At 55.0% G+C, this 22,020-nt stretch carries 16 protein-coding genes; 9 read left to right on the top strand and 7 right to left on the bottom strand.

Annotation, left to right across the window (positions count from 1 at the left end):
- Positions 1 to 46 precede the first annotated feature (46 nt).
- The 5 genes from ACR0KC_RS09440 to ACR0KC_RS09420 are packed head-to-tail and all read left to right on the top strand — an operon-like array spanning position 47 to position 8,887.
- On the top strand, positions 47 to 1,645 hold the full coding sequence (locus tag ACR0KC_RS09440; protein ID WP_480577294.1) for a DNA cytosine methyltransferase: 1,599 nt from the start codon (positions 47 to 49) through the stop codon (positions 1,643 to 1,645).
- On the top strand, positions 1,642 to 3,126 hold the full coding sequence (locus ACR0KC_RS09435) for an ATP-binding protein (protein ID WP_480706113.1): 1,485 nt from the start codon (positions 1,642 to 1,644) through the stop codon (positions 3,124 to 3,126). The genes ACR0KC_RS09440 and ACR0KC_RS09435 overlap by 4 nt, the downstream gene beginning before the upstream one ends.
- On the top strand, positions 3,123 to 5,831 hold the full coding sequence (locus tag ACR0KC_RS09430; protein ID WP_480577288.1) for a Z1 domain-containing protein: 2,709 nt from the start codon (positions 3,123 to 3,125) through the stop codon (positions 5,829 to 5,831). Before ACR0KC_RS09435 ends, ACR0KC_RS09430 begins: the two co-directional genes overlap by 4 nt.
- Positions 5,815 to 6,810 carry a PD-(D/E)XK motif protein gene (locus tag ACR0KC_RS09425; RefSeq protein ID WP_480771771.1) on the top strand — a complete coding sequence of 332 codons (996 nt, stop codon included), beginning with the start codon at positions 5,815 to 5,817 and terminating at the stop codon, positions 6,808 to 6,810. The genes ACR0KC_RS09430 and ACR0KC_RS09425 overlap by 17 nt, the downstream gene beginning before the upstream one ends.
- Positions 6,811 to 6,814: 4 nt before the next feature.
- The gene (locus ACR0KC_RS09420) at positions 6,815 to 8,887 is read left to right on the top strand and encodes an AIPR family protein (protein ID WP_480577281.1); all 2,073 of its coding nucleotides are present in this window, start codon (positions 6,815 to 6,817) and stop codon (positions 8,885 to 8,887) included.
- Between the two features lie 546 nt (positions 8,888 to 9,433).
- Here the strand turns inward: ACR0KC_RS09420 and ACR0KC_RS09415 are convergent.
- From ACR0KC_RS09415 to ACR0KC_RS09390, 6 genes are all read right to left on the bottom strand, one after another.
- Entirely contained in the window at positions 9,434 to 9,949 is a 516-nt protein-coding gene (locus ACR0KC_RS09415) for a hypothetical protein (RefSeq protein ID WP_480577278.1), read from the bottom strand.
- Positions 9,950 to 10,453: 504 nt separating this feature from the next.
- Positions 10,454 to 11,350 carry an EamA family transporter gene (locus tag ACR0KC_RS09410; RefSeq protein WP_480771770.1) on the bottom strand — a complete coding sequence of 299 codons (897 nt, stop codon included), beginning with the start codon at positions 11,348 to 11,350 and terminating at the stop codon, positions 10,454 to 10,456.
- A gap of 58 nt (positions 11,351 to 11,408) precedes the next feature.
- Positions 11,409 to 12,032 carry an NAD(P)H:quinone oxidoreductase gene (gene wrbA / locus ACR0KC_RS09405; protein ID WP_480577271.1) on the bottom strand — a complete coding sequence of 208 codons (624 nt, stop codon included), beginning with the start codon at positions 12,030 to 12,032 and terminating at the stop codon, positions 11,409 to 11,411.
- Between the two features lie 106 nt (positions 12,033 to 12,138).
- Positions 12,139 to 13,026: a LysR family transcriptional regulator gene (locus tag ACR0KC_RS09400; protein WP_480577269.1), complete on the bottom strand. Its 888-nt coding sequence runs from the start codon at positions 13,024 to 13,026 to the stop codon at positions 12,139 to 12,141.
- Between the two features lie 939 nt (positions 13,027 to 13,965).
- A complete protein-coding gene (locus tag ACR0KC_RS09395; protein ID WP_480771769.1) occupies positions 13,966 to 14,367 on the bottom strand; it encodes a helix-turn-helix domain-containing protein in 402 nt (133 codons plus the stop codon).
- A gap of 140 nt (positions 14,368 to 14,507) precedes the next feature.
- Positions 14,508 to 14,963: an Lrp/AsnC family transcriptional regulator gene (locus ACR0KC_RS09390; RefSeq protein ID WP_170554944.1), complete on the bottom strand. Its 456-nt coding sequence runs from the start codon at positions 14,961 to 14,963 to the stop codon at positions 14,508 to 14,510.
- A gap of 115 nt (positions 14,964 to 15,078) precedes the next feature.
- Here ACR0KC_RS09390 and ACR0KC_RS09385 point away from each other — a divergent pair, with 115 nt between their 5' ends.
- Together ACR0KC_RS09385 and ACR0KC_RS09380 are read left to right on the top strand one after the other, a co-directional pair.
- Positions 15,079 to 16,278, top strand: a complete 1,200-nt coding sequence (locus ACR0KC_RS09385; RefSeq protein ID WP_480577263.1) for a methionine gamma-lyase — start codon at positions 15,079 to 15,081, stop codon at positions 16,276 to 16,278.
- A 14-nt stretch (positions 16,279 to 16,292) separates the two neighbouring features.
- Positions 16,293 to 18,665: a 1-deoxy-D-xylulose-5-phosphate synthase N-terminal domain-containing protein gene (locus tag ACR0KC_RS09380; RefSeq protein ID WP_480771768.1), complete on the top strand. Its 2,373-nt coding sequence runs from the start codon at positions 16,293 to 16,295 to the stop codon at positions 18,663 to 18,665.
- Positions 18,666 to 19,236: 571 nt separating this feature from the next.
- Here the strand turns inward: ACR0KC_RS09380 and ACR0KC_RS09375 are convergent.
- Positions 19,237 to 20,148 (bottom strand): LysR family transcriptional regulator, encoded by a 912-nt coding sequence (locus tag ACR0KC_RS09375; protein WP_480771767.1) that lies wholly within the window; start codon positions 20,146 to 20,148, stop codon positions 19,237 to 19,239.
- Positions 20,149 to 20,255: 107 nt separating this feature from the next.
- On the opposite strand from ACR0KC_RS09375, the gene ACR0KC_RS09370 reads away from it, so the two are divergent.
- Positions 20,256 to 21,032: a CmcJ/NvfI family oxidoreductase gene (locus ACR0KC_RS09370; RefSeq protein WP_480796338.1), complete on the top strand. Its 777-nt coding sequence runs from the start codon at positions 20,256 to 20,258 to the stop codon at positions 21,030 to 21,032.
- Between the two features lie 13 nt (positions 21,033 to 21,045).
- Positions 21,046 to 22,011 (top strand): LLM class oxidoreductase, encoded by a 966-nt coding sequence (locus ACR0KC_RS09365; RefSeq protein ID WP_480706096.1) that lies wholly within the window; start codon positions 21,046 to 21,048, stop codon positions 22,009 to 22,011.
- Positions 22,012 to 22,020 lie beyond the last annotated feature (9 nt).

Raw genomic sequence — 22,020 nt, 5'->3', positions numbered from 1 at the left:
CTTTCCCATCTTTCCTTTTGCGATCATGTGGTCCAGTAATTGGAAAATGAAAGAGATATTCGGAATTGTCGATCTGTTCTCGGGGCCCGGCGGCCTTGGAGAGGGCTTTTGCGCCTATAGAAGCCATGGCTGCCGGCAGTTCGAAATTGACGTTTCCGTAGAGAAGGACCCGATAGCACACGCAACATTACGGTTGCGGGCTTTCCTGCGTCAGTTCGATGGGGGCTTCCCGCCCGAATACACTGACTTTATGAACCAAAGTGGCACTGAGCCGGACTGGGCGGACCTCTACCCGCGGGAATGGGCGCTGGCCGAACGGGAGACATTAAATCTCACGCTGGGGGACGCGGAAACCACCGTCGCACTGGACCAACGTATCGACGAAATACGAAAACGACGCGGTGATCGCATTGTGCTGATCGGTGGCCCGCCTTGCCAAGCCTATTCTCTCGCCGGCAGGGGCAGGAAGCCGAGTGATCTGGGTTACGTCGCGCATGATGAGAATCGCCATCTTCTCTACCAAGAATACATCAACGTGCTCAGGAAGCTGCGCCCGGCAGCTTTTGTGATGGAAAATGTCAAGGGCATGCTTTCGTCCAGCATCGAGAAGCGCAAGGTCTTTGACTTGGTGACCGACGACCTGAGGTCAGGTGGCGGTGCGGCGGAATATCAGTTGTTCCCATTGTCCGGGAGCGCGGACCGGCATGGACATGTGCAGCCGAAGGATTTCGTTGTCGCGGCGGAGGACCACGGCGTTCCGCAGGCGCGTCATCGGGTCATCATTGTCGGCCTAAGGCGTGACCTTATCTCGGGTATGGATGAGTTCGAAGCGCCTAGGCTGGACGGCGTTCCACGGCGAACCTCAGTTCGCGATGTCCTCTCTGAAATGCCACCCCTCCGAAGCGGGATAAGCACTCGGGGCGGATACGTAGATGATCTCATGGGTTGGAAGCGGACAGTCGCGCGAAGTGCGACGAAGATCGCCACCATGTCGCACGGTTTGGAAGGAGATTCCGCAGAAAAATTTGTGAGGGCTCTGGGTGCCGTTGACAGATTGCAAAAGATAACCGTCGAGAAACGCAAGGGCACGAAAGGCGGAACGCTGTTGCCGGAAACCTGCCCTGACGATCTGCGATCGTGGCTGGAGGACAGTCGCTTAACCCGCCTTTCACTTCATGAGACCCGAGGACACATGGTTAATGACATAGAGCGATATCTTTTTGCCTCTTCATGGGCCATGGCGACGGGTATTTCGCCGAAGGCACGGGATTTCCCGGATGAACTTGCCCCGAAGCATAACAATTGGAAATCGGGCAAGTTTAACGACCGATTCCGGGTGCAGCCGTGGGACCTTCCATCGTCCACGGTGACCTGTCACCTGTCGAAGGATGGGCACTATTTCATTCATCCCGACCCAGCTCAGTGTCGGAGCATGACCGTCCGCGAGGCGGCAAGGTTACAGACCTTCCCGGACAATTATCACTTCAAGGGGAACCGGACTCAGCAATATGTCCAAGTCGGCAACGCCGTGCCGCCGTTCCTCGCGCGGAAGATCGCGGCGGCGTTGCACCCAGTATTGGCAAAGGTTTTCGACGCGCCCGCGCAGCCTACCCGGGAATTAGGGAAAGTGACGATACCTGCATGACCGATCGGTTTGGTGACGGAGATGCCTCATATCACGAGGTTCGCCCGAACGCCGGGGCGCTGATCGAGAGCCTTCGAGACATCGGCTACACAATGTCGAGTGCGCTGGCTGACATCGTTGATAATTCGCTAACCGCCAAAGCGACCGAAATTTCGATCCGGGTTCACTCCGACCCGGAGGATGCCGCAATAGGCATCGTCGACAATGGGAACGGCATGTCGCGAGCGGAACTCCTAGAGGCGATGCGTCCGGGGTCCCGATCGCCCACGGAAACGCGGAATACCGAGGATCTGGGGCGGTTTGGGCTCGGTCTAAAGACAGCGTCATTCTCCCAGTGTCGTCGCTTGACGGTGGTGACCCGCTGTGAAGATACCGTTTCAGTGGCTATCTGGGATTTGGACCTTGTCGTCGCCCGAAATGCGTGGGTTGTCGAAACACGCGCGTCGGCTGAGACCATTCGCTTTGCCAACTTGCTGACAAACGACGGCACGCTCATCCTATGGGAGAAGCTCGACAGGGTCGGTTTGGAACTGGGAAGTCAGAACTTCTTACGTATAATGGACGAGGCTTCGAAGCACCTTGAGCTAGTGTTCCATCGTTTCATGAAATCCGAACATGGGCGAAAAGCCGTTTGCATCAACATGAACGGACGAAAACTGGTGCCTGTCGACCCGTTTGCGGAATGGCATGATGCGACGATCAGGCAGGCGGAGGACCGTCGGATCGCAGGCGGCACGGTCACGATCCAGCCGTTTATACTGCCGCACAGAAACAAGGTTTCCTCAGAAGCGGAATGGAAGAGAATGGGCCTTTCAGAAGGCCACATGAAGTCGCAGGGCTTCTACCTATACAGGAACAAGCGCCTGATCCGCCATGCGACTTGGTTCCGGATGGCGCCACAACACCGGTTGACCCAGCTCGCGCGCGTCCGGGTCGACATTGGAAATGAGAGCGACGCGGCTTGGAAGATCGATGTGCTCAAGGCCTCCGCATCACCACCGCCGGCGCTACGGGATTATCTCAGAAGACTGATCGAGGGTCTCGGCGGAAAGTCCAAGCGAGTTTATCGCAAGCGAGGCGCAAAGCTGACAGATGAGAATCCGCTTCCACTCTGGCAACGTACGAAGACAGACAATCGGATCAGCTATGCGTTGAATGGCGATCATCCTTCAATGGCGGCATTCGCAGATAGCCTGACGGAAGCGCAGGAGAACGCATTTGGAGAGATATTGCGGCTTATCGCGGCGGGATTGCCGATCGAGGCGCTCTATCACGACATGGCCGAGCACTTTTCGGATATCAAACAGGAAATTCTCGATGAGAACGAGCTTCGGTCAAGTGGCCGACAATTGATCGATCAGCTGAGGGAAATGGGACATGGAAACAAAGATATCGCAGCAATGTTGAAGGTTGTCCCGCCCTATGCGGGAAACGAGCAGATAATAACTGAACTACTCGAGCAAGAGAAACTAGCACCATGAACATCCTGACGCTGGACAATATCCGCGGTCTAGTCCGAGATTTTATGATCGAGGCTTACCGGACCCAAGAGGAATTGAGGACCGAGATCGAGAAATATGCTCCGCTCGCGCGTGACGAGGTGAAACGCGAGGATCTTGACGAACTCTACGATGAAATGCGTATTCGTCATGGCGTTCTCGTCGAAACGGGAGCGGCACTTGTGGCTCCGGGTTTCACGCCATGGTTCGACGCAAAGCGGCGTCAGAATACAGACTGGTTCTACTGGGAACGTTACCGGACACAGCTCGCACAATCCGGCTTTCCAGGACCGGTTCTTGAAGCCATGAACGAGAAAACCAACCGGGTCATCGAGCTCTGCGGCGATCCGCAAGGGGACGCTCCCTTTGATCGCCGCGGCATGGTGATGGGCGATGTGCAGGCCGGAAAGACTGGAAATTACACGGCGCTTGTCAGTAAAGCCGCCGATGTAGGCTATAAGGTAATCATCATTATCGCTGGGATTCATGAGAATCTGCGAAGTCAGACCCAGACGCGCATCGACGAAGGCCTAATTGGGCGAAATAGCGATGTCTCGAGGTTGGAGAACATCCGGGACGACGGCCGTGTGGGAGTCGGGTTGATCAATCCCTCTCGGGAACCGAGTGCCATGACTACGCGACAAGCGGATTTCCGGAAGGGACAGGCCGATCAGCGTATTCCGCTTGTGAACATGGAAAAGGAGCCAATCGTCTTCGTCATCAAGAAGAATGCCAGCGTCCTTAAGAACTTCCTAACTTGGCTGAAGGCATTCAACCTTTCCCACGGCGGTGAGACGATCAATCAACCCATGATCTTGATCGACGATGAGGCCGACAATGCCTCGATAAACGTCGCGAAAGGGCCGGAGGCAGTCTCGCGGATCAACGGCCAGATCCGCGCCCTATTAAATCTCTTCAGCAAAAGTTCCTATGTCGCATTTACCGCGACGCCTTTTGCCAACATCTTCATTGATCCTGACCTTCAGCACGAAAAGGCTGGACGCGACCTTTTCCCGGAACACTTCCTCATAGCGCTTGACCGACCCGGAAACTATTACGGTGCAGAAAAGGTCTTCCTAGGCGACCCCGAGGATGAAATTGAACGCCCGACACGCGACATCGAGGATAACGAACCGCATCTACCTTTGAAAATGCCTAAAGGACATCAAGTCCGTGATCTTCCCGAAAGCCTGATGACGGCTATCCGAACATTTATAGTTGTTGGCGCAATACGCGATCTCCGCAAGCAACGCGACAAGCATCATTCGATGCTGGTGAACGTTTCGCATTTGACGGCAGTTCAAACTGACGTTGCGAATCTCATCCGTCATCGCCTTAACGAGATCATTCGCCCGGCACTGAATCTGCATTGTTCGCTTTCAACTAAGGAAGCCGAGGCGAATGCCGAGGTGGCCGCTATGCGAAAGATCTTCGATGAGGAATACGCAAATGCAGAGGTGAAGTGGGACGACGTCCTGCCACTCCTTGATCGGGTTGCCGGACGGGCCGCGGTCTATGAGGTCAATAGCAAATCGGGCGAAAAGCTGGAGTATCCGGATATAAAGGACCCGGAAAACGATCAAGTCACCGCTATCGCGGTGGGAGGGTATTCTCTATCGCGTGGTCTGACGCTCGAAGGGTTGACCATCAGCTATTTCCTTAGAAATTCCAAGGCCTACGATACGCTTCTGCAAATGGCACGCTGGTTCGGCTACCGCCCCGGCTATGAGGATCTTTGCCGCATTTGGATCAAGGATGAGGCCCGGCGCTGGTATTCTCATATTGCTGAGGCTTCCGAAGAGCTGCGTCAGGATCTGCGTTACATGGCGGCATCAGGAGCAAGTCCGCGAGACTTCGGTCTGCGCGTTCAGCGTCATCCGTCGGCCTTGGAGGTAACGGCGCGCAACAAGGCAGGTAGCGGCCAAGAAGTCATTGTTGATGTCAGTTTATCGCGGAGCCGCATCGAGACTACCGTGATCCATGACAACCACCCCGGTGACGAAGCCGAAGAAAACCGGAAAGCGGCGATCCGACTTCATGATCGCCTTGCTGATCGTCCCTCAAGGATGGACGGCGAGAGCAGGGTTTTCGAGGCAGTCCCCTCGGATATCGTGAAGGACTACCTTCAGGATTTCCGAAATCATTCAGATGCCGAACGAACACAGACAGAACCGGTCATCCGATACATCGAGGAGCGAGAGGACGAAAATCTCGATAAATGGGACGTCGTCTTTGTAGGTAGTGAAAAGCCGGATGCGGCTACATGGCACGGTTTTGGCTACCCCATGCGCACGCAGCGCCGGACGCCGGCCTCCCGCGAGGACGGCAAGGTGGTCGCGACCAGTCGCCGCTTCTCCTCGCGCGGGGTGGTCCGGTTCGGTATGAACAAAGAAGTATTGGCCACCGTGCGCGAGGAAGCGAAGAATGAAAATACCAAGAACATCGCGGACAGCGCATATCTCGCCAAACGGTCGCGACCGATTCTCGCGGTTCATATCATTGCACTTCAGGACAAGGATACCGGGAAGTTGCTTGAAGAACCACCTGTGACGGCGTGGACCATCGGCTTCCCGACATCGAGTAAGAAGGGAAAGACTGTGAGTTATCAAGTTAATACGATCTGGTGGCAGCAGAACCGCGGCGAGATCGACGAGGAAGTTGGAGAGGCGCTTGACCGAGAAGAGTGACGATCCGTGGTCGGAAATTCCGACTTCGCCAGCCGGCACCCGTCTGAATGGGCGACTAGTAGCGGAAAGTAGACCTTGGGAGGTTTTTCGTGCGCTCGACCATCGCGGGCGGCGCATCTTATTTCTTGTTCACGAACCGGCCGCGACCTCTGGTATCGCTCTCCCGAAAATTGCCGGGCTGGATATCGAGGCACGGCTGCGCTCTGAAGACGACAAGGTAATTCTCTCGGTCGCCCTGGAAAGCCCGGACGACGCGGACATCTTCACGCGCCTTTCGGCTGACATCATCGAAACGGTCGCCAAGGCGGGTGACGAGTCGACAGCGGTCCAGTCTTTCATCGGAAGGATGTGGAAATGGCATGCGCTTTTGAAAGGCGCGCGGAAAACTTTGTTGAGCCGAGAAGCGCAACTCGGCTTGATTGGTGAGCTTTGGACGATCTTGAATGTCATTGTGCCAGTAAGGGGGTTGGACGCGGCAGTTGAAGGATGGCGAGGCTCGCAACGAGCCCCGAAGGACTTCGAGCTCTCCGATCTATGCATAGAATGCAAGGCGCGTGGTGCAGCCGCGCGCAACAAGATCCGGATCACGTCGGAACATCAACTAGCCGATGTGCCCGGTCACAGTTTGATCCTACTCGTTCACACCTTTGCCTCTGCAGCTGAGGATGACGTTGGCGCGATCGATCTGCACGAGATCGTTCGGCAAGTCCGAGCCACCATTGCTTCCGACGCCCCCCAGGTTTCGAAGACATTCGAAATGTCCGTCGAAGAAGCAGGCTACGACGGCACACACGAATACGAAATGAGGGTGCTACATCGCGCAGTAGACGCCTACATGGTCGAGCACGGCTTTCCGCGCATCGTGCCCGGTGTATACCCCAACGGCCCGATCGAGGTAGCCTACGACCTCCCGTTGGCGGACTTGGGTCCATTCCATTTGGGCGAAGCAGATTTCGCCCGTCTTATAGCGGGAGCATGACAACATGAGCGATGTCGATCAATATCCCGATATGCTACGAGAAGACGTCCGGCTTCTGTCCGAAGCAAACGGGACGTCGATGGAAGAGGCATTTTTCGCACGGGTTACCGATACGATAACCGGTTCAGGCGAGGTCGATACCCTAGAGTATTTTCACCATCGGGGCACACCGCAATCCGGTATCCGGGTGGACGGTTGGGGTGGCGACCCGCGCAAATCGAAGCAATTGACTCTTCTCGTTGTTGATCATGCTGACGATCCGAATGCGCCGACGTTGACTGGCACAGAATTGAACAACCAGTTCAAGCGGCCTCTCCGATATTTGAAGGCGGCCCTGGACGAGGATTGGCGAGATCGGCTCGAGGAGACATCGCCGGGATTCGAGTTAGCCGACATGATCGCAGCGCGTTGGTCAACGGTAAAGAAGATCCGGCTTCTCCTCCTCACCGACCGCAAACTCAGCAGCCGCGTCGATGGTCGTGAGATGACGGAGTTCTTAGAACGTCCGGTCAGTTACAGCGTTTGGGATGTGACCCGCCTCGAGCGTATCGAGAGTTCCGCGATGGGGCGCGAGGACATTATCGTGGAACTCGACCAGCATGGAGGCGCGATCCCTGTGCTTCCCGCTCATATGCCGGACTCCCCCTACGAGGCATATCTCGCCGCACTTCCCGGATCGGTTCTCGCCTCGATTTATGATCGATGGGAAGCTCGCCTTCTCGAACAGAACGTGCGCGTGTTTCTGCAAGCGCGCGGCAACGTAAACAAGGGCATTCGAAAGACGATCGAGGAAGATCCTTCCATGTTTTTCGCCTACAATAACGGGATCACGGCGACAGCCGAGGCTGTCGAGATCGAACATCGCAACGGCGTCCCATTAATGACCCGCCTGACGAATCTGCAGATTGTGAATGGAGGGCAGACCAGCGCATCCATCCACGCCGCTCTACGCGCCGGGACAGATCTGTCAAAGACGTTTGTCCAGATGAAGTTGTCCATCGTCGATGCGGAAAAGGCCGAAAAGATCGTGCCGGACATTTCCCGATATGCAAACAGTCAAAATCGGATCGCGGCAGCGGACTTCTTTTCCAATCACCCCTTCCACGTCCGAATCGAGGAAATATCGCGCCGGCTCTACGCCCCTGCGAAAGACGGCAATTTCACGCAGAGCCGATGGTTCTATGAACGCGCGCGCGGCCAGTTCGCAGACCGCCGCTCCCGCCTGACACCGGCTCAGCGGCGTAAGTTCGACCTCGAACATCCTAGGGCACAGCTCTTCACTAAGACCGATCTCGCCAAGGCCGAAATGGCATGGCGTGGCCGCCCTGAAATCGTGAGCCTCGGCGCGCAGAAGAACTTCGCCCATTTCGCGCACGCGATCGGCAAGGAATGGGACAAGAGCGATGAGGCTTTCTCGGAAGAGTGGTTCCGCAACGCGGTATCGAAGTTGATTTTCTTTCGCAAGACCGAACGGATCGTCTCGGATGCAGCCGGTTCATGGTATACCGGTGGCCTCCGCGCGAACACGGTTTGCTACGCGATATCGAAGCTTGTCCGTGACATCGAACAGCAGAAACAGTCGATCGACTTAAAGAAGATCTGGAATGCACAGGACCTACCCGACCCGCTGATCGATATTCTCGATCAATACGGAGAAGCCATGCACATGCATCTCCTGTCTCCTCCGACTGGTGGCAGTAATCCGACGGAATGGGCCAAACGGAAGGCGTGTGTCGAGGCCGCGATGGAAATCGAACTCGATTTCCGCAGCGACATTTCGGACTTTCTGATAGGCACTGCGGAACGTCGCGAAAGAGCTTCGGAAGGCCGTCGCGATCAACGCATGGTTGACGGAATTCAAGCGCAGGCAACAGTTGCAGAAATTGGATCACATGAATGGGCTTCTTTGCGGGACTGGGCACGCAGTTCCAGCATGCGTCTCACTCCCACCGAGAATGGTATCCTAGAGGCGGCTACACAGCTTCGGCTGCGACCTTTGTCAGAAGCGCAGTCGGTCAAGGCGATGGCAGTTATGGAGCGGGCGCGAGAGCAGGGATACGCACCCTCAAGAAAATGACGAAATGTGCAACGCTTGGTAGTTGAATCGCCGGGACGTATTGTTCCCTAGTCAGATGGTGCATCAAAGAGGGCATGCTTCTTAACCGGACTGAGTTTGTCCCGAACAAGTTCCTTATTAGTTGTTCATTGACCCGTTGATTGTGGCGCGGGATTTGCCGAAACGCGTTTCAGATATTGCTAGGACAATTGTTAGTTTGGCCGGTCAGTTTCTTGTGGACGACCTCCGAGTTGCGCCCCTCAAACGACGCAAAGGCGAACCTAAACAGATTGTAGACGCGGATCTCTCATTCTTAGCAGCCTCCTTCCTTCCGATCGCGTTCTCCCTCGCGTGGCCTTCGGCCTCTCTCGGTCCGATGAGCACCTCCCTTCGGTCGGCGCTCAGCCAAGTCACTTTCCTAGCTATAGAGTTCTGATTGCTGGCAACTCGTTCCCTTCCTCCAAGCGATAGAAAAGCATTACGACCCAAGTGCAGGTCGCATTAAGATGGCTTGAAAAGGAAGTAGCTGGTCACCTGCAGCGTTGCAGACAGGCCCCTGGCGGTTACCTAGATGTTCATGAACTCCCGAAACACAACGAATTTTTCGAAGTGCGTCTCCTCTGCGTTCATTTTCGTAATATACCGGATAACTCCAGCAGATTCAATGCTCTGGCAGTCAAAAGACCCCTGACGCACTAGGCTCAGCCAATGCATATTCCCGATCTCGGGCAAACGCTCGGTGCGAGCGGCTCGTGCGGAAGACTCGATGTCTGGATCCACTTGCACAATCATGTGCCAGTGGGGGTTCACATCCAACTTTTCCGGGAAGGCAAACCATACCAGTCGCTCGTCCGGGCGCTTGCCCCACTTTGGCCCATTAATCTCGCGGTTTACACGTGCATCCCACTCTTTCAGCAACACACGCATTTGCGTATACCCCAAGGGTTGGTAATTAGATGCCAGCGTGATGAAGTGGGTGAAATCGTAGTCGAGCAATTTGGTGCGCAGCTCCCGGCGCATGCGCTGATGCAGGGAATGGCACCTGCTGCGGCCATTTTCGTCCCAAACTGCCCAGTCCTTCATGTATTTGGCTCCTTGGATGATTTTGTTCTAGATAAAATTATAGCAAGCTCGTTCTCGGGATGCGTAACCTCAGACAAAAAGTTTCCACATCCCGAGGTGCCGGAACTGACCGAGCAATCGGGAAACTCGCCAGACCTACTGAAGGGCTTTCTAGAAAGCACATTAGGTTACCGTCTGCAGGCACAGGTAGCAATCGTCCCCATGGACCAGACAACTGTCATGCTTTCGCAATCAAATTGGGTCACCTGAATTTTGCCAATCACAGAATGATACATGCACGCTGAGCGTGTTCAGCGTTTGGTTTGTTGTTCCACAATGCCAAATCGCTAATGGGAGTTTTGGACCATCCAAACGCTGTGGCGCCAGAACCCATCCCCTTTATCATGCGCCGGGAAACCTAGGACATCGATATTGTTGGGCTCTGGCGAACGGTCTAAAGCGAAGCGCTGAACCATTCCTCACTCACTTGAGTGATCGGGCCCATTGTTTGCGAGTCAGCACCCATCAGACAGATCCAGCTGTTGCTGGTCTCCATTTTTTCAAACCCGAATTGCCCCTTCGACTCACGCTCTGGCCGACCACAACAGAGCCGATAACTATGGCTGCTCCTATAGACTGAGTGAGGCTAAGCGTTTGTCCCAAGTATACCCAGCCGAGCACGACAGCTGTTACAGGACTCATCATGCCGAGCATCGAGACTGCACTGGGCTCCAGGCGCGCAATGCCACGAAACCAAAGCGCATAGGTTGCTGCAGCACCGATCAACCCAAGCCAAATAAGGCCGGCGACATTTGTCGCGCTGAGCGCAGGTAGAGGCGGCTCAAGGAACAGTGCGACTGGCAGCAGTATCAAACCACCGGCTGTTAATTGCCACGCTGTGAAACTCAGCGCCGAGACCGGAGGTTGCCATTTCCGGCTGAGAACAGTGCCAGCAGCCATTGACGCAGCTCCTCCCAAACCCGCTGCTATACCGATCCAATCAAGTTGTGCTTCTGGTCCGATCAGCAGCAGAGACACACCCATTACGCCAGTCGCTGCGGCGCCGAGCGCACTAAGTCGGATTGGGGTTCCCAACCATCCCCACGCCATCAAAATCACGATCATTGCTTGCAACGATCCCAGGGTGGCGGCCACACCACCGGGCAACCTATACGCAGCAACGAAGAGGAGCACCCAGAACAGAGCGAAATTGAGGCTGCCTAAAACGAAAACTCGACCGAGCCATTCGCGTGATGGAACACTGCGCGTCATTGCAAGCAGCAACAAGCCAGCAGGCAGAGCTCGTAACGCAGCCAGGGTAATCGGATAGCCAGCCGGGAGCGCTTCGGTAGTTACCAGATAAGTGCTTCCCCATACCGCTGGGGCGAGTGAGGTGAGTAGAATATCGGTTGAGCGTGACATGGTATGTCTCCCGGCTGAGGCGTTTGAGAATTTGAGTGAGACGTCAGAGGCGCGCGGGTTACGCTGCTTTCGCTTGGAGGTTTGATCCAACGAGGCACGCTGCAATACTTGCAACATGAGCGCCCTGGAACCGCGCTCCGGCTAGGTCGGTTTCAGTAGGTGTGCGGGAACCATCAGCACCGGCGATCGTTCCGGCACCATATGGTGCGCCGCCAATGATTTCTTCTGATGTAGTCTGGCCAGCAAATGTGTATGGCATTCCGGCAATCAGCATCCCAAAGTGTTGAAGAGGGACTTGCGTTGTCAGAAGGGTGGCCTCGTGCCCACCGTGTTGCGAACCTGTTGATGCAAAGACCGCCCCGACCTTACCAACCAGTGCGTTCCTTGCCCAAAGCCCTCCGGCCTGATCAAGGAAAGACTTCATTTGGCCAGCCATCATGCCAAATCGGGTCGGTGTTCCAATGATGATTGCATCATAGTTTTCCAGATCTGTCGGCAAGGCGGCAGGTGTATCATCTACGACATAGCCAGCCTGCTGGCGGACTTCCTCAGGGACAGTTTCGGGCACACGCCGAACGTCAACTTCGGTGCCGGGAACACTTCTGGCGCCTTCAGCTTCGGCATCGGCCAATGTGCGGACGTGGCCATAGCTTGAATAGTAGAGAACGAGAATACGTGACATAGGATACCTCTCAGGGCTGTGACTTGTTCCCTGAGAGAATGGAATTTGTTGCGCCGCCAATTAAGTCGCGCTCTTTGACATCACTCTTTACCTGTATTGAATAATGTCAGGACCTGAGAGCCAGACGCAGATGATCAAGAAAGGCTGTGACCTTTGCATCCATTCCCAAGCGAGATGCAGTAACGGCGAATACTTCCGGCGCGGGCAGTTCGTGGTCAGGAAGAACTCTCACCAAGGCCCCGCTAGCTTCAGGAGCATCAGAAACGAACTCGGGCAGAGTTCCGATGCCTTGCCCGGCTATCAGCAGATCACGCAAAACGAGGCTGTTACCAACCCTCACACGCGGATCAAGTTCCAATGATGTGACGCAGTTGGCAGCCGAGAGCTTCCAGCTCGTCAAATGATCAGCAAGCAAAAAGCCGATGATTGCGTGGTTTTTCAGATCCGCCGGCTGGGTCGGCGTCCCGCATCGCTCCAAATAGTCAGGAGACGCAAATATTCTTTGCCGCATCACGCCGATCCGTCGGGCAACAAGTGCCGAATCCGGCATGGCAGCACGGATACGTATCGATAGATCGAACCCGCCCTCGACCATATCGATCACCTTGTCGTCCATCGAAAGAGTAAATCGCAGATCGGGATAGGTTTCCAAGAACTCTGGAAGCATCGGTGCGATAACGGTTTGGCCGAAGGAACTTGACGCATTCACCCGAAGGTGCCCACGCATCGCTTTTGCACCTTCCCTGATGGTCTGTTCCGTTTTTTCGACAGCGTCGAGTATTCCAATTGCATCTTGGTAATAGAGACTGCCGGTGTCAGTCAGTGACATAGATCGGGTCGTTCTGGTGAGGAGGACGGTTCCCAGACTTTCTTCCAGAAGCTTGATTTCTCTGCTGAGAAGCGCAGGAGAAACACCAAGGTCTTCCGCCGCACGGGCAAAGCTGCCGCGTTCAACGATACGGCGAAAAGCTTGCATGACTGACAGTTTGTCCAAGTTATCACCCTTCGAAAAAGCTGCTTTTGATGTGTTACGCGATAGATCGGGTCTACGACATGCCCAAACTCACATTCTTTCAGGTCGAGCTGATCCAGTTCAATTCTGTTTGCGGAGCATCCATCACACCTGTGAACTTGAGCTCGGGAACAGTTTTCGGTTCTGAGAGCTCCTCCCTACAATCTCCCGTCACCAGCCTCCCTATTAGATTACCAGCTTTTAGGACGGACATAGCACTACTTGGCATATCTAGGCACAGTCAGCCTCTATACGGTGCAGCTCACTATTCACGACTAATCCCCCACTATTAGCAATCGTCGGTTTCTTCTCTCCGGAGTAGCTCAATACACTGCCTGGCATAGACCTGTGCTTACGCTCTCAATGTGGTTATCTCTCAGGAGCGTTGTGAGCAGGCCTGAGTTACGTCCGTTCACTTATGTGTGTGGGCAGTCTGGTCTGTGTTTCGTCGCTGTGCGCGCTTTTCTGGCCTGTTTTCGGATATGTGTTTTCTGAGAACCGTTGTTTTTATGGGTTTGTCTGGTTCAGTAGTTTACATTTTGGTCTGAAAAACCTGATTCCGGTCCAGATTTGTCAACTTAATGTAAACTTAGTGTAAACCTTTTGGCCTGATTTGAGGTGTTTTTAGGTCGAAAGGTTTACATTCCGTCGATCCCGGGAAGGCGAATGTAAACCTTTGTCAACCTTGTGCAGCCTCAGTTCAATCAGCGAGAGACCCGGCGAGGCAGGGTTCACCAGCCATTCCTCGCCGCAATCTCGGAAACCCATTCCATTTTTCTTTGTGAGGTCGACAAAGGCGCCTCAATAGCTGCACTCTCTGTAAGGTAGGTTCAGGATCTCTGCCGTTGCTCACGTCGCGCAGGAACCGCAACCAGGCGCGCTCATTCAATGTCAGGACATCTTTCTGGTCATACATGGCTCCTACCTCCCGAAGATAGTCTTGATCGCCGTCTCTGACCGGCTGGTCAGCCGAGGATCGGTGTTGTTGGAGGCCTTGCGTATTGCTTTCAGCCAGCCAAGTTCATTCGACGTGATAGGTTCTCCGAACACCTCGACGACTGCCTCGGCTGCAGTCAGGCCGATCGACTGCTCAATTGCGAGGCGCATAAGGTAGGCAGCGTCGCATTCCAGAGCTTTCGCCAAAGCCGGGACGCGATCCAATGCTACCTTGGAACCACCCTGCTTGATCATCGTGATCATGTTCGGGTTGACGTATCCCACCTGCGCCGCGATCTCGGCTTGGCTCTTGGTAGGTTTCAGTTCGAGCACCCTCCGTTCGACATACTTCGCCATCCGGGTGTCTCCATACGGTTTGTTTATCATCGCTATCCTCTCATAAGTGATGCAGCACGCGCTGCATGTCTTTGATATAGCGACGGTGAGAATGGGAAATTGCGGAGGGAAAAAATCAATCAACTAAAATGTTTAGCCGATTGGCAACGACTCATTCTAACTCGGCCCATCTATCCGGGCGGAAAAACAGCGGTCTTTTTCACTGTTCCATAGACAAAGCTGGTATCGATCGAAGCTATCCCACCGATCGGATGAATTCGGTGACGAATAAATTCCTCGTAGGCCTCGAGATCCGATACCAAAACCCGCAACTGATAGTCCATCGCCCCGGTCAACACGTGGCATTCAAGAACTTCATCAATCATCCGAACACGCTTTTCGAAGTTCTGAACGTCCGTTTCATTGTGTCGCTCTAACCGGATACGAACGAAGACGGTAATGGCCATCCCATACGCGGCAGCGTCAACGTCGGCGCTGTATCCCTTTATCACTCCGTTGGCTTCAAGGTTTTTGACCCGACGCAAACACGGTGAGGGAGACAGGTTCACTTCGTCGGCAAGATCCTGGTTCGTCATGCGCCCGTCCCGCTGCAGCGCTCGAATAATCTGCCTATCCTTAGCGTCCATTTCACCCTCTTTCTTGGCAGAATATGCCAATATCGCCGATCAAGTTGGCATATTTAGCAACCATTAGCTCAAAGTAAAGGCGCAAACTGGCTCCAACATGATTCAGGAGCTTGCAATGACTCGTTCAACCGGATTTGCCACCCGCGCCATTCACCACGCTTACAACCCACTGGAAAATGATGGTGCGCTGACACCACCGCTGCATTTGACGTCCACGTTTACCTTTGAAACCGCAGAGGCTGGTGGAGAGATGTTCGCCGGCGAGCGTGAAGGTCATATCTACAGCCGCATTTCGAACCCCACATGCGACCTTCTTGAACAACGCATTGCCGTGCTTGAGAGGGCCGAGGCCGGGTTAGCTCTATCAAGCGGCATGGGGGCGATCACGGCAGTGCTCTGGACGCTGCTGTCGCCAGGTGACGAAGTTATCGTGGACAAAACGCTCTATGGCTGCACCTTCGCCTTCATGCGCCACGGTTTGGCGAAATGGGGTGTTACGATCACGCATGTCGACATGACAGATCCTGAGAACTTGAAAGCGGCCGTTTCTGACAAAACCCGCGTTGTCTATTTCGAAACACCGGCCAATCCGAACATGCGCTTGGTGGACATCGCCGCCAGCGCAGAGATTGCGCATTCGGTCGGTGCGACGGTTGTCGTCGACAACACTTATGCCAGCCCGTATCTGACCCGCCCGATCGAGCATGGTGCAGATATCGTTCTGCACTCCGCTACCAAATACCTGGGCGGACATGGCGATGTTGTCGCCGGTCTGGTTGTCGGAACTGCCGAACAGATTGCTGAAATCCGCCTTGTTGGGATGAAGGACATGACAGGTGCAGTGATGGCTCCTTTCAACGCAATGTTGATCCTGCGAGGGCTGAAAACACTAAACCTACGTCTGGATCGTCACTGTGCGTCCGCCAAGGTCGCCGCGGAATTCCTCGAAGCGCACCCCGCCGTCGGTGAGGTTTATTTCCCCGGTCTTGAGAGTTTCGCCCAGCATGATGTCGCACAGCGCCAGATGTCCCAACCCGGCGCTATGATTGCATTTGAAATTAAGTCCGGCCTGTCCGGTGGGATTGAGTTCATGAACCGCCTGAACATGATTCAGCGCGCTGTGTCCTTGGGCGACGCGGAAACACTGATCCAGCACCCTGCATCTATGACGCATTCGACGTATACCCCAGAAGAGCGGGCCGAGCATGGGATCAGCGATGGCCTGATCCGCCTGTCCGTCGGGCTGGAGGATGTCGAAGATATCCTTGCAGACCTAGAACAGGCTTTGCCCTACCCTGCTCGCAGCGCCGCCTGAACCCGGAGACCGCCATGCACATTGATCCCACCCAACTGAAGATCGTCGAACAGCGCCTGCTGTGGTTGTCTCATTGGATGATCCACCATGCCAACCATGTCCGACCAAAGGTGGATGGGATCAAGATCGGTGGCCATCAGGCTTCGTCTGCTTCGATGGTGTCGATTATGACCGCGCTCTATTTCTCGGCCTTGCGTCCAGAAGACCGGGTTGCAGTCAAACCCCATGCCTCGCCAGTTTTTCACGCGATGCAATATCTCATGGGCAATCAAACGCGCGAGAAGATGGAGAATTTTCGCGGGTTCGGGGGTGTGCAAAGTTATCCCAGCCGGACCAAGGATATCGACGATGTTGATTTCTCGACCGGGTCAGTGGGTCTGGGTGTCGCGATCACCTCGTTTGCCTCGATCATTCAGGATTACATCAGGGTCAAAAGCTGGGGCTCAGACGCCCCAATGGGACGTATGGTGGCCCTCGTGGGCGATGCCGAACTGGACGAAGGCAACGTTTACGAGGCGTTGCAGGAAGGCTGGAAGAACGACCTGCGAAACACGTGGTGGATCATCGATTACAACCGACAGTCACTGGACGGTATCGTCCGGGAAGGGCTGTTCGAACGGATCGAGAAAATCTTCGATGCGTTCAGCTGGGATGTCGTGCGTGTCAAATATGGGGTTCTGCAACGCGCGGCCTTTGAAGAGCCCGGCGGCAACCGCCTGCGTGACTGGATCGATGCGTGTCCAAACCAGGACTACTCCGCTTTGACTTTCATGGGTGGCGCGAATTGGCGGCAGCGCCTCTTGGACGATCTGGGGGATCAGGGAGATGTGACCGCTCTGATCGAACGGCGCACGGACGCGGAGCTCGCGGCCCTGATGGAGAATCTCGGCGGCAACTGCGTCGAGACCATGGCCCAGACATTTGCCGCCATCGATCATGATCGCCCAACGTGCTTCCTAGCCTACACCGTCAAAGGATGGGGCACCCCCATTGCGGGCCACAAGGACAATCACGGCGGGCTGATGAACAATAGCCAGTTTGCCGCGTGGCAGTCGCATATGGGTGTGCCGAAGGGCGAAGAATGGGAGCCGCTTGCAACAGTGCAGGACCCAGAAAAGCTCAAGGATTTCCTTGCAAATACGCCTTTCTTTGCCAAGGGTCCGCGCCGCTATTTTGATGGCAAGCTGGAAGTGCCGCCAATCGAAATCGACACCAGCCGCGAAATCTCGACCCAGATGGCGTTTGGCAAGATCCTTGACGATCTGTCCAAAGGCGACGGCCCAATGGCCGAACGCATAGTGACGACCTCCCCAGATGTGACAGGCACGACAAGCCTTGGTCCTTGGGTGAACAGGCGCAAGCTATTTGCCCGATCCGAACAATCCGACGCCTTCATAGAACACCGGATCCCTTCGACGGCGAAATGGGAATTCACGCCCGAAGGGCAGCATATCGAGCTTGGTATCGCCGAAATGAACCTCATGTTGCTTCTGGGAGCGGCGGGCCTGTCGCATTCCCTGTTCGGTAAGCGGCTGATCCCAATTGGCACCGTCTATGATCCATTTGTCAGCCGCGGCCTCGATGCGCTGAATTACGCCTGTTATCAGGACGCGCGCTTCATGCTGGTTGGCACACCATCGGGCGTTACATTGGCCCCCGAAGGTGGAGCGCACCAATCCGTTGGAACAACGCTGATCGGGATGAGCCAAGACGGGCTGGCCGCTTTCGAACCCGCCTTTGCCGACGAATTGGCAGTGATCATCGAGTGGGCCTTTGATTACATGCAGCGCGACGGCGAAGGACAGCCCGACGAACGCACATGGCTGCGCGATGAAACTGGAGGGTCTGTTTACCTGCGCCTGACCACCAACCCGATTGAACAGCCCGGCAAACGTGTCGACGATGAGTTCCGCCATGGCGCCATCGATGGGGCCTATTGGCTACGAAAACCCGGGCCCAATTGCGAAGTTGTAATTGCCTATCAAGGAGCAGTCGCGCCGGAGGCAATTAAGGCCGCCGGTATGATTGGCGAAGGCCGTCGCGACATTGGTGTGTTGGCCGTGACATCGGCAGATCGCCTGAATGCCGGATGGACCGCCGCTCAACGAGCACGTTCGCGTGGTAATCGAGCGGCACGCTCTCACATCGAAACCCTGATGTCCGACCTTCCGCCACACTGCAAGCTTGTCACCGTTATCGATGGTCATCCTGCAACTCTATCCTGGCTCGGGGCAGTGCTTGGACATCAGACTATTCCCATGGGCGTCGAGCATTTTGGTCAGACCGGAACAATCGGCGATCTATATCGCCACCACTGCATTGACGCAGACGCTATTCTGGAGAAAGTGAATGGGCTGACCCATGGCAGGGCTCTTCACCGTGCATAATTGGGCTGGACCTGGGCAATAATGTAGAGAACAAACTAGCACTGAGCATAGACCAAGAAAACTAGCGGACCATGTAGACAGTGCTCTTAGGTTCAATGAACCTGCCGAACCTGAACTTGGCTGGTTTGATTGGCGATAACGCCCGGAAAACAGGGCTCCTTTGACTAAAAATCAATAACTTGGCCCTCTGCACCGGTCTTCGGGAGGCAGGGGTCGGAGGTTCGAATCCTCTCACTCCGACCAATAAAATCAAGTGTCAAATGCAACGGTGTATTGCGTTTTGACAGTGGATATTACCTTTCTACTAACTAATGTTGCCTGCGGCGGTTTGAATTTCTGCTATTTCGAATTTTCAATAAAATGACCTGAACCAGTCTTGGGCAAACCGTCAAGATGCTCCGATGCAGCTCGTCGTTCATGTCACTCGCTACAAGCGCGTTGGCCGCGTTCACGCGAACTCATTAACCGCTGGGCAAACCTTGCTATTGCTATTGTACAAGGCATGCCCTGCCCGTGCATTTCTCGAAACTAGTGCCGTGATGTCTTAAGGCGCGCTTGACCAATATTGGGATCATGTTTCCCAAGGTGGATTTGAGCCAATCTCTGCGATCAGAAAATCCATGAATACCCGAACTTTGGGGGATAATACGTTGGACTTGGGATAGATAAGCCATAGTACATTGTCTTCCGTAGCCTCAAAGTCTGGCAGAATTTGCATCAACCGGCCCGATTTCAGGTGATCATACACGCTCCACAGTGCGTTCAGGGATATTCCGGCGCCGGCCAGAGTGGCGCAGACCTGGCTTTGGCCGTCGTCTATGATCAATTGACCCTTAGCCACCGCTGGGTCAAATGCGGCTTTCTCACCTGCCTTACCCATTAGCGTGCGCAATTGGCGATTTTGGAAAGCGATCAGGTGGTGGCTTTTCAGATCGGCAGGTGTTTTGGGTGTGCCGTATGTGTCAAGATAGTGCGGCGCGGCGCACAGTATGCGTCGGTCATCAGCCAATTTTCGGCCTTTCAGGCTGGTGTCAACAAGCGGCGCATTTCTTAGTGCAAGGTCGTAACTCCCCTCGATAAGATCGAACTGCACATCCGACAGGCGCAAATCGAGCGTCAGATCGGGGTGCTGTTTAAGAAATTTCGGCAGGATTGGTGCAATGTAGAGCTGAGCAAAGGTGCTGGGCGCAGCGAAACGCAATGTACCGCGGATGGTCGCTGTTTGTTTGCCCAACGCCGTAAGTGCTGCCTCTTCCTGCGCAATAATCTCTCGGGCGAAGGGCAGGAAATCGGCACCTTCAACAGACAGCGACACCTTGCGCGTTGTGCGATGTAACAGTTCGGAACCCAGGCTTTGCTCCAACTTGGCAAGCTTTGCGCTCGAGACAGCTGGAGCCATGCCCAAAGCGCGCCCCGCCGCACTGATGTTCAGCCTTTCTGCCGCCGCTACAAACAATCTCAGCGCGTCTGTATCAAGCCCCATTATATCGCAAACCCGAATTATCAATCCATGAATGGGCAGTTTATACGCAAATAGATTAGCGTTAAATCCCCTTCATGGATGCAACTCGGCATGGGAAGGAGACGCAGATGACACGGACAGCCACAGTCAACTACCACGTTCACAAGCCCTGGCGGCAAGCCTTTGAACTAGATGCAGGCGGGATTGCTGGTAATTTGATTTCGCCCGAACTGGCCAGCACGGCTGTTGCATTGACAGATGCCCGCACCACGAGCAACACAGTTACATTCGCGTCTGATGCTGTTGAGTTCGCGCTGCTGGAAACGCAGATACAAGATTTTACCGGCGAGGTCTGGAAACCGACATACGATGCGGAGCTAACGGCAATGCTCTCGAACAAGTTAGGTGCGCGCGAGGTTGTGGTTTTTGATCACACGGTTCGGATAGATGACCCAGGAGCGACGCGCAAACCCGCGCGCAACGTCCACAGTGACTATAGCAAGGACGGAGCCGAACAGCGGCTTGTCGATCTTTTGGGTGCCGAGGCCGCAGCGGAGTGGGCGCGCGGTCACTATGCTTTTATTAATGTGTGGCGCCCTGTGAATCATCCTATCAACTCAGCACCCCTGGGCTTTGTTCGCCCGTCATCAGTTGAACCGTCTGACTGGATCTTACTGGACCTGATCTATCCCGACCGCAATGGGCAAATAATGGGGCTGGTAGGAAACCCCAGGCATGAATGGATTTATCAATCGAAGATGACGCCGGATGAGGTCGCGATCTTCAACATCTATGACAATCAAGGTGCTCCGTCGATCGCGCATAGTGCGCTTGATATGGTCGAAGATTCAAACGTCAACACCATTCGCAAAAGCATCGAGAGCCGCACATTGGTGCGCTATTAAAGGAGAGCCGGACATGTTGGATAAAATGCAGCCTGCTGATTTTGCCCAAATCAACGTGGCCTATAACCAGGTATTTCGACCGGGACGGCTAAGCGTTGGCCTTGTGTTGCCGCTCGAAGCATATGCAGTCGGTGCAGAGCCGACGCTTCGGGATCATCTGGAAGCGGCTCGGAAAGCGGAGAACCTCGGGTTTGCATCACTTTGGCTGCGCGACGTGCCATTCAACGTTCCAAGCTTTGGTGATGCAGGACAGATTTTCGATCCATTTGTCTATCTGGGTGCGCTTGCTGCGGTGACGGACCGAATTGCCCTTGGAACGGCGAGCGTGATCCTGCCATTGCGTCACCCCGCTCATGTAGCCAAGGCGGCGGCGAGCGCGGATGTGCTCTCGGGCGGACGGTTGCTCTTGGGTGTAGCCTCCGGGGACCGGCCTGAGGAGTATCCGGCTATGAACCAGAGCTATGATGACCGCGGGGCACGTTTCCGCGACAGCTTTGACTACATCCGCGCCGTTGGATTGGACTATCCCGAGCGTGAAAGTGCGCAGGGTACGCTGTCTGGCGGGATTGACCTGCTGCCAAAGCCGCATGGGACCCGCCTGCCGATGATTATTACGGGTGGTAGCCAGCAATCCCCCGATTGGGTGGCGCAGAACGGCGATGGTTGGATGACCTATCCGCGCAATGCGACTGCTCAAAGGCAGGTTATTGCGGACTATCGGAGGCGCGGGAAGGAAGCGGGCCAGCCAGACAAGCCTGTCATGCAATCCCTGTATATCGATGTCGTTGCCGATCACGCCGCACCACCGCGCCCGATCCATCTTGGGTTTCAGTCTGGCACCGATTTCCTGCGTAGCTATCTACGTGAAATAGAAACGCTTGGGGTCAATCACGTTGCACTGAACCTACGGTTCAATCAAGCGCCCATCGATACAACGCTCGAACACCTGGCGGATACCGTACTGCCCGACTTTTCCTAAAGGATCAGA

The sequence above is a fragment of the Ruegeria sp. CF3 genome, assembly GCF_056537365.1.
Note: the sequence above shows the minus strand (reverse complement) of the source record. Positions and strands in the feature narration are given on the sequence as shown.